Consider the following 8,849-nt stretch of genomic DNA (forward strand, 5'->3'; position numbering starts at 1 on the left):
CTTGTTTTAGCTTGAAAGGCACGGCGATCGTCGTGCCTTTTTACTTTGTATGGAAAAGAGAACACTATGAGTCAACTCAAGAATGATCGCTTTCTGAAAGCCTTGCTTCGTGAGCCTGTCGATGCCACACCAGTTTGGATGATGCGTCAGGCTGGTCGTTATCTTCCTGAATACAAAGCGACGAGAGCACAGGCTGGCGATTTTTTAAGTTTGTGTAAAAACAAGGAGTTAGCTTGCGAGGTGACCATTCAGCCTCTTGAGCGTTACGACTTGGACGCGGCTATTCTGTTCTCTGATATTTTGACCATCCCAGATGCGATGGGGCTTGGTCTTTACTTTGAGACTGGAGAAGGGCCGCGATTCAAGAAGGTTATTCGCAGTGAGAAAGACGTCGCTGATTTATCTGTCGTGGATACGGCCGCTGACTTAAGCTACGTGACCGATGCGGTCAGTGAAATCCACTCCGCACTTTCTGGTCGAGTACCTTTGATCGGTTTTTCAGGCTCGCCTTGGACCTTGGCAACCTACATGGTTGAAGGTGGCAGCTCAAAGGATTTTAGGCACATTAAAGCGATGATGTATCGTGAGCCTGAAACTTTGCATGCTTTACTGGATATATTGGCCGACTCGGTGATCGGCTACTTGAATGCTCAGATAGATGCGGGCGCACAAGCTGTTCAGATTTTCGATACTTGGGGTGGAAACCTTAGCGATCAGGCTTACATCGACTTTTCCCTTGCTTATATGAAGAAAATCGTCGCAGGTTTGAAGACTGAAGCGCGTGGCTTGCGGGTGCCATCGATTGTGTTTACCAAGGGCGGTGGGCTTTGGTTGGAGCAAATCGCTGACTGTGGTGCGAATGCATTGGGCCTGGATTGGACCATGAATATTGGTCGCGCACGCAGTCTTGTTGGCGATAAAGTTGCCTTGCAAGGTAATATGGACCCCAGTGTTTTGTATGCGAAGCCTGAGCAGATTCGAGCGGAAGTCGCGCGCATTTTGGGCGATTTCGGACAAGGTGCTGGTCATGTCTTCAACCTTGGGCATGGCATCCATCAGTTTGTAGACCCTGAGGCGCCAAAAGTCTTTGTCGATGCTGTTCACGAAATAAGCGCTCAATACCACGTTTAATCTTATGTTCAGCGTAAGCTGCGTCACAATTGCGGTGGCGCAGCGTTTATCCCTTCCTCTTCATGCCATACAATTTCAGCGTATCTCAAAATAAACAGGACCTTCAATGAGTCGCTCAATACGAGTCTGTGTACTTTTGCTTGCTTATCTGGTCTCAGCCTGCGGCGAATTTAACGTCGATGATCAAGATTTAAGTGATAATCGCCGAAATTTAGATGTCACCAATGATAACTCTGAAGAACTGCTATGGAGTGCTTATCAGGCTGCCTACTCTCCGTTCTATTACGCTCGTGTTGATCAGTTTCTTGATGCTTCAGGTCTGGTAGCGTCTTCGAGTCCAGTAACATGCTCAGGCGGTGGAAGCTATACCGCGAATTACCCAAATTCGGTTGGTGACGAGTATCGCGTACAAGATGCTTTTAGCATTGAGTTTGATGAGTGTGTTAGATCGAATGGTATTCAGTTAAATGGTCTTATTACCGGCCGTTATCTAGAGATTGAGGGTTATAACACCGAATTTTCTAATGTAGTCGATATTGATCATTGTGCATCTCGTGTGGTTCGCGATGACTTTGATGGAAGCGCAAGAGTGATTGCGGATCAGGCTGAGATGATATTATTCGACAAGCAGGGGCCGCGCTTATTTGTGCGCTATCTAAACGCTAATCCAACGGATAGAACCGAAGTGGTCGAACATGCGGTTTACGAGCTCAGCTTGAGCGAAGAAGCCGTCGTGTTGAATAGTTCATCTACAGTGAGCGGCTCTGTCCTTGATGCAGATGGTGCTTCAATTTATAAAGTCTCTGAGGGTTTAGAGGAAAAGGTAGACTGTACCTATTATGAGCGTCAAATAGATCTTGATCTCGCTAGTTTAACATTGGCTGCAAGCGACTCTACGCGAATCCTCAATGGAAGCGTTACGCTAACGCACACCCAGAACCGTGCAGAGAACAAAATATTGCGGATCACCTCTGAGGCGATCGCTAGCTCTCTCGTTTTGGGAAATTTGAGTGAGTCTTACACTTTGAATGATTTCGAATGGCGGATGGAATATGACGAACAATCACAGGCCACTTACGGTGCGTATTTTGATGCAGAGCTCGTTAATAATTTGAACGGTGCCATCGGAGAGGTTCGAGTAAGTAATGGTGTCGCTATGCGGGGTGCGCTAGCTGAGTTGCACCCCTCTAGTGGTATTCTGTCTCTTGATGGAATTAACGATGAGAATGCGGCTATGAATGTAAACAATGCGTCTTCCATCACTTTCGCTATTGAAGCGGATGGTGATCAGACAGGAGATGGCCGCGGTGATAAAACAGCAGAGAACTTCGATTTATCGTGGGTGCAGTTTTTGAATCGAGAGTTCGTTCGTCCTCCAGTAATTCCTGTTGAACAGCCAGATTCTGGTTCGAACCCGGACTTCGGAAATTTACTTCCATAACTATGGCAAAAACGAAAACAGCTTTTGTATGCACGGAATGCGGTGCTGATTTTTCAAAGTGGCAGGGTCAATGTCCTGAATGCGGGCAATGGAACACGGTTCAGGAAATCAGGCTCGGCTCTGCCAAGTCGTCACGTTCTTCAACTAAAACCGTCGGATATGCCGGCGCTGCGTCTGAAATAAAAACACTGAGTTCTATCGATCTTGCTGAGCAACCTCGCTTTAGCTCTGGTATAGGTGAGTTTGATCGCGTCTTAGGTGGCGGTTTGGTTCCCGGTTCAGCGATTTTGGTTGGCGGTCACCCGGGAGCGGGGAAGAGTACACTCCTGTTGCAAACGATGTGTCATCTCGCAGGACAACTTCCTGCGCTTTATATTACTGGTGAAGAGTCTTTGCAGCAGGTTGCTATGCGAGCTAAGCGGCTCGGTTTGACCGCTGATGCGCTTCAGATGTTTTCTGAGACAAGTGTTGAGGTGATCGAGCAGACTGTTCAGGCGACTCAGCCGAAAGTGATTGTCGTCGACAGTATTCAGGTGATGTTTAGTGAGTCCATTGAATCGGCGCCTGGAAGTGTGTCTCAGGTTCGTGAGTGCGCTGCCCGTCTTACTCGTCTCGCTAAGCAGACAGGGATGGTGTTGTTTTTGGTTGGTCATGTGACCAAGGAAGGCGCGATTGCCGGCCCGAAAGTTCTCGAGCATATGATTGATTGCTCGATCATGCTTGAGGGCTCAAGTGATACACGCTACCGAACATTGCGTGGCATCAAGAATCGTTTTGGCGCCGTCAACGAGCTTGGTGTTTTTGCGATGCAGGAACGTGGATTGATTGAAGTTAAAAATCCAAGCGCAATCTTTTTGAATCGAGGCGAAGAAGCCAGTCCTGGGAGTTCCGTTACTGTGCTTTGGGAGGGTACTCGGCCGCTGCTAGTGGAGTTGCAGGCGCTTGTTGATGAAAGTCAGGGCTCTTATCCCAAAAGAGTGGCGCTTGGTTTGGACCAGAATCGATTATCCATGCTGCTAGCAGTGTTGCATCGTCATGGTGGTTTGCATTGTGGTGATCAGGATGTTTTCGTCAATCTTGTCGGTGGCGTGAAGACCGCAGAAACGAGCACGGACTTGGCGTCGATTGCTGCGATCGTTTCCAGTTTACGGACGGTTAGTTTGCCGCGTGACGTTATTATCTTTGGTGAACTTGGGTTGTCGGGCGAGGTACGGCCTGTACCCAGCGGGCAGGAGCGAATACAGGAAGCTGCAAAGCATGGGTTTAAGAAGGCAATTGTTCCTTGGGGGAATCGTCCCCGCGAAACCGCTCTAGGCATTGAAGTAACAGCAGTGAAAAGCTTATCTGAGTTTCTTCAGCAGTTGTTCTGATCGAGCCGTCTCGGCGCTTGAAGAGGTTGGTTTATTCTTCTCTCTTAGCTCGCGCAAAGCCTAATGCGCATTGCTCAGGGCGCTTAGTTCTCGATGAAGTAGGGCCTCGTCAGCTAAATTGAGTTCAACCAGTCTTTTCAAATGGGTCATGCTGTCTAAGTCGATGTGTTCGCAGCTGAACCCTAATGCGTTGTTATGTTCATTTGAAAAGACGAGTTTCATGTTGATGCACTGTTGGTCGCCTGCAAGCTTGATACTTGCATCAAATGCTTTGTTCCCTTTCATTGAGAAGCCTTCAGGTTTGCTGATCAGCACGCCTTTTAGCGAGATATCCTCTAACTCTGTCGACCACATCATGCCGTCTTGACTTATCGTGCACTCAGCATTGAATAGTATTCGGCTGAACTGTCGTCTTTCTTGGTGTTCTTGAGTTTCTGACATGCATTCATTACCTGTTGTGGGCTAGAGAGTGACTAAGCGTATTTACTATAGGTTCTATAGTCCCCTATCGCAAATACGCTAGTGTGACTAGGCTAACTTTTTATAGTTAACGCGAGTGGGTGTTTTGGCTTGCTCGCCTTTTCGCGACTTAAAGTCGGCTTCATACTCGGTGTAATTGCCTTCGAACCAGATCACCTCGCTATCTCCCTCGTAGGCGAGAATGTGAGTGGCAATACGATCTAGGAACCAGCGATCGTGCGAGATTACAATGGCACTGCCTGGGAAAGCGAGAATAGCCTCTTCGAGCGCCCTAAGGGTTTCAACGTCGAGATCATTTGTTGGTTCATCGAGGAGCAAGACATTTGCGCCTTGTTTCAGTGTGTTCGCCAAGTGCAATCGGTTTCTTTCCCCTCCTGAAAGTTCGCTGACCCTTTTTTGCTGGTCATTGCCGCGAAAATTGAAGCGACTGATGTAAGCGCGGGAAGGAGTTTGATAATTACCTATGGTAATCATGTCGTTGCCGCCACTCACTTCTTCCCACACGGTTTTATCATTGCTCAGGTCTCGACCTTGCTCGACGTAGCCTACCTGAACGGTCTCGCCAAGACGGATGGTTCCGCTGTCAGGCTGTTCCGCGCCGGCGATAAGCTTGAACAAAGACGATTTGCCTGCGCCATTGCCTCCGACCACGCCAACGATGCTGCCAGGCGGGATGGAAAGACTAAGATCTTTGAACAAAAGTTTGTCGCGATATTGTTTGCTGACGGCATCGAGTTCGATTACTACATCGCCCAAGCGAGGGCCTGGTGGGATGTATATTTCCATGGTCTCATTGCGTTTTTGGGTTTCTTGCGAGTTGAGTTCATCAAAGCGCTGAAGGCGAGCCTTGCTCTTCGCATGACGCCCTTTGGCGTTGCTGCGAACCCACTCCAGCTCAGATTTAATACTGCGTTGGCGCGCATCTTCTTGCTTTTGCTCAATCTCAAGGCGTTTCTCTTTGGCTTCGAGCCATTGAGAATAGTTCCCTTCGAAGGGGATACCGTGGCCTCGATCCAGTTCAAGAATCCAGCCGGCAACGTTGTCGAGAAAGTATCGATCGTGTGTGATGGCCACTACGGTACCTGGGTAGTCGTGAAGAAAGCGTTCAAGCCATGCAACGCTTTCTGCATCCAAATGGTTGGTCGGTTCGTCGAGAAGAAGCATGTCTGGCTTAGAGAGAAGTAAGCGGCAAAGCGCTACACGGCGCTTTTCGCCGCCTGATAGCGTGGCAACATCGGCATCCCAGGGTGGCAGACGAAGGGCGTCCGCGGCAACTTCTAGTGTCCGCTCTAGATTATGGCCGTCGCCAGTTTCGATGATCGCTTCCAGCTTCGCTTGTTCTGCAGCGAGTGCGTCGAAGTCTGCATCCGGCTCAGCGTATTCAGCATAGACTTGATCGAGTCTAGTCAGTGCGTCTTTAAGTTCCCGAAGCCCTTCCTCAACGTTTGCGCGAACATCTTTTTCTTCATCAAGTTGCGGCTCTTGAGGGAGGTAGCCCACTTTGATTCCGGGTTGTGGGCGCGCTTCGCCCGTATAATCTTGGTCAACGCCCGCCATAATTTTAAGTAGAGTGGATTTACCTGCGCCATTCAGACCAAGTACGCCAATTTTTGCGCCTGGAAAGAAAGACAAGGAAATATCTTTGAGGATTTCGCGTTTGGGTGGGACGACCTTACCAACCCGATTCATAGTGAACACGTACTGTGCCATTCAGAAGCTCCTTTGCTTAATTTCTTAGACTCGCATTCAACGCGAAATCTGATGACGCGCACACTAGCGAAAAAGCAAGTTCAAGGCAACGAGTGAGCGCGTTTCGATAGCATATGAGTCTAGTCGTTTTCAATGTGCTTGTTCTTATAAATGTCGTGATGTTGCTATAAAAATCATTTAAAATGACGCGCTTTTAAAATGGCTTGTACAAAAAATGTACGTTGGAAGCCTGATATTGTCTGTTCGAGATCGGCCAAAACCGACTGAACGTTGTTGAGTATGAAAAGAGGCGCTAGATGTTTACCCAAGATATGAGCATTGCTGGATTTGATGATGAGTTGTTGGCGGCGATGGATGCTGAAGCCAAAAGGCAGGAAGATCACATCGAATTGATTGCTTCTGAAAACTACACAAGTCCCCGAGTTATGGAAGCGCAGGGTTCTTACTTGACGAACAAATACGCTGAAGGTTACCCAGGTAAGCGGTATTACGGTGGTTGTGAGCATGTTGATGTTGTCGAACAGTTAGCAATTGACCGTGCAAAGGCTTTGTTTGGTGCTGATTTTGCAAACGTGCAGCCGCATTCCGGTTCTTCAGCGAACGCTGCTGTTTTCATGGCTCTTTGTGAGCCTGGCGACACGATTCTTGGTATGAGCCTTGCCCACGGTGGTCACTTAACTCACGGTGCTTCAGTGAGCTTTTCTGGAAGAATTTATAATGCAGTCCAATATGGCTTGAATGAAGCAACGGGCGAGATTGATTATGAGCAGGTCGAAGCGCTTGCTAAAGAACATCAGCCGAAAATGATCATTGCTGGCTTCTCTGCATATTCCCGTGTTGTTGATTGGCAGCGTTTTCGCGACATCGCAGACAGTGTTGGAGCCTACTTGTTTGTTGATATGGCGCACATTGCTGGTCTTGTGGCAGGCGGCGTATATCCGAGCCCCGTTGGTATTGCGGATGTCACAACAACAACGACACACAAAACGCTCCGAGGTCCTCGTGGAGGTTTGATTCTAGCAAAGGCGAATGAGGATCTTGAGAAAAAGCTCAACTTCGCTGTGTTCCCTGAAAGTCAGGGTGGTCCGTTGATGCATGTGATCGCGGCCAAAGCGGTATGCTTCAAAGAAGCCATGTCGGAAGAGTTCAAAGCCTATCAGCAACAAGTTGTCACTAACGCACAGGCGATGGTCAGTGTTTTAATGGATCGTGGCTATAAGGTGGTATCCGGCGGCACGGATGATCATTTGTTTTTGCTTGACCTGATCGATAAGGATATCACCGGTAAGGATGCAGATGCGGCGTTAGGCCGAGCGCATATCACAGTAAACAAAAACTCAGTACCAAATGACCCTCGGTCCCCGTTTGTGACGAGTGGCTTACGCATTGGTACTCCTGCAATCACGAGTCGTGGGTTTGCAGAAAGTGACTGCGCCGAACTTGCTGGTTGGATGTGTGATGTACTTGATGCTTTGATAAAAGATCCGGAAGATCAATCAGTGATTGATTCGACGCGAGAAAAAGTGCAGGCCATTTGCAAGCGTTTGCCTGTTTACGCTAACTAATCGTTTTCGAAGCTTAACGGAGCAAAAAGCGCCCGATGCACTGTCCATTTTGCAAGGCAACAGATACAAAGGTATATGACTCTCGCTTGGTCGCCGAAGGTGATCAAGTGAGGCGTCGTCGTGAATGCCTTTCGTGCAAAGAGCGTTTCACTACCTTCGAAACTGCGGAGTTAGTCATGCCGCGGGTTGTTAAGCAGGATGGAACACGCCAACCTTTTGATGAAGAAAAACTGAATCGAGGGATTCAGCGAGCTCTCGAAAAGCGACCAGTCAGTATTGAGTCCATCGAGAAGGCGATCAATAACATCAAGTATCGATTGCGCGCGACTGGAGAGCGTGAGCTTAAGTCGCTTCGAATTGGTGAAGAGGTCATGAAAGAGTTACGTGATATTGACGAGGTTGCATACGTTCGCTTTGCTTCGGTATATCGTAGCTTTCAGGATATCAATGAGTTCAAAGAGGAAATTGATCGCTTGTCAAAAAGCGATGCCTCTGAGAGCGCGAAATAACTGCTCCCCCTTAGTGAGTGCATCGTAATGGCTTGTTGGTCTGCAGACGATCGTCGTTTCATGTCCCGTGCATTGCAGCTCGCAAGGCTTGGCCAATATTCAACCCACCCTAACCCGCGAGTCGGTTGCGTGCTTGTGAAAAATGGCCGTGTTGTTGGTGAAGGATATCATGTGCGAGCTGGAGAGGCGCACGCAGAAATCCACGCACTGAATCAGGCGGGGAGTAGTGCGAAAGGCGCGACAGCTTACGTAACTTTAGAACCCTGTAGTCATCAGGGGCGTACACCTCCTTGTGCAGATGCTTTGATTAAAGCGAATGTGGCGCGGGTTGTTGCAGCCATGCAAGATCCTAATCCAAATGTGTCGGGAAGGGGTATGAAAAGAATCGCTGAGGCAGGGATCCAGGTTGCTAGCGGCCTTTTTGAAGATCAGGCGCGAGACCTGAATCAGGGTTTTGTTTATCGCATGACCGAAGGGCGACCTTTTGTGCGATTAAAAATGGCGATGAGTGTCGATGGAAGAACGGCGATGGAATCGGGAGAAAGCCAGTGGATTACGGGTCCTGATGCACGCCGAGATGTTCAACGATGGAGGGCCAGAGCGTCCGCGATACTAACGTCGACGGGCACTGTCCAGCAAGACA

The 8,849-nt window shown here is 48.8% G+C and carries 8 protein-coding genes; 6 read left to right on the plus strand and 2 right to left on the minus strand.

From position 1 onward, the window contains the following. Window positions 1-66 precede the first annotated feature (66 nt). From hemE to radA, 3 genes are all read left to right on the plus strand, one after another. Entirely contained in the window at window positions 67-1,131 is a 1,065-nt protein-coding gene (gene hemE, locus A3750_RS01515) for a uroporphyrinogen decarboxylase (protein ID WP_068455584.1), read from the plus strand. 106 nt (window positions 1,132-1,237) lie between these two features. Next, the gene (locus A3750_RS01520) at window positions 1,238-2,572 is read left to right on the plus strand and encodes a hypothetical protein (protein WP_068489808.1); all 1,335 of its coding nucleotides are present in this window, start codon (window positions 1,238-1,240) and stop codon (window positions 2,570-2,572) included. A 2-nt stretch (window positions 2,573-2,574) separates the two neighbouring features. Continuing rightward, window positions 2,575-3,942 carry a DNA repair protein RadA gene (gene radA, locus A3750_RS01525; protein ID WP_068466019.1) on the plus strand — a complete coding sequence of 456 codons (1,368 nt, stop codon included), beginning with the start codon at window positions 2,575-2,577 and terminating at the stop codon, window positions 3,940-3,942. A 60-nt stretch (window positions 3,943-4,002) separates the two neighbouring features. Here radA and A3750_RS01530 read toward each other — a convergent pair whose 3' ends face one another. After that, window positions 4,003-4,383 (minus strand): PilZ domain-containing protein, encoded by a 381-nt coding sequence (locus A3750_RS01530; RefSeq protein ID WP_068457906.1) that lies wholly within the window; start codon window positions 4,381-4,383, stop codon window positions 4,003-4,005. An 87-nt stretch (window positions 4,384-4,470) separates the two neighbouring features. Further along, window positions 4,471-6,132 (minus strand): energy-dependent translational throttle protein EttA, encoded by a 1,662-nt coding sequence (ettA, locus tag A3750_RS01535; RefSeq protein WP_068458240.1) that lies wholly within the window; start codon window positions 6,130-6,132, stop codon window positions 4,471-4,473. Window positions 6,133-6,428: 296 nt separating this feature from the next. Here ettA and glyA point away from each other — a divergent pair, with 296 nt between their 5' ends. The 3 genes from glyA to ribD form a co-directional block, all read left to right on the plus strand. Then, a complete protein-coding gene (gene glyA / locus A3750_RS01540) occupies window positions 6,429-7,697 on the plus strand; it encodes a serine hydroxymethyltransferase (RefSeq protein WP_068458243.1) in 1,269 nt (422 codons plus the stop codon). A 35-nt stretch (window positions 7,698-7,732) separates the two neighbouring features. Continuing rightward, window positions 7,733-8,206 (plus strand): transcriptional regulator NrdR, encoded by a 474-nt coding sequence (gene nrdR / locus A3750_RS01545; protein WP_068458245.1) that lies wholly within the window; start codon window positions 7,733-7,735, stop codon window positions 8,204-8,206. A 27-nt stretch (window positions 8,207-8,233) separates the two neighbouring features. Further along, window positions 8,234-8,849, plus strand: a 616-nt coding sequence (ribD, locus tag A3750_RS01550; RefSeq protein ID WP_068547968.1) for a bifunctional diaminohydroxyphosphoribosylaminopyrimidine deaminase/5-amino-6-(5-phosphoribosylamino)uracil reductase RibD, incomplete at its 3' end; no start/stop codon positions are given.

It is taken from the genome of Oleiphilus sp. HI0079 (assembly GCF_001635105.1).

Excerpts from the sequence above, each read along its gene's own strand:
- glyA (WP_068458243.1), top strand. The coding sequence starts at position 6,429 with ATGTTTACCCAAGATATGAGCATTGCTGGATTTGATGATGAGTTGTTG.
- A3750_RS01520 (WP_068489808.1), top strand. The coding sequence starts at position 1,238 with ATGAGTCGCTCAATACGAGTCTGTGTACTTTTGCTTGCTTATCTGGTC.
- ettA (WP_068458240.1), bottom strand. The coding sequence starts at position 6,132 with ATGGCACAGTACGTGTTCACTATGAATCGGGTTGGTAAGGTCGTCCCA.
- nrdR (WP_068458245.1), top strand. The coding sequence starts at position 7,733 with ATGCACTGTCCATTTTGCAAGGCAACAGATACAAAGGTATATGACTCT.
- A3750_RS01530 (WP_068457906.1), bottom strand. The coding sequence starts at position 4,383 with ATGTCAGAAACTCAAGAACACCAAGAAAGACGACAGTTCAGCCGAATA.
- radA (WP_068466019.1), top strand. The coding sequence starts at position 2,575 with ATGGCAAAAACGAAAACAGCTTTTGTATGCACGGAATGCGGTGCTGAT.
- hemE (WP_068455584.1), top strand. The coding sequence starts at position 67 with ATGAGTCAACTCAAGAATGATCGCTTTCTGAAAGCCTTGCTTCGTGAG.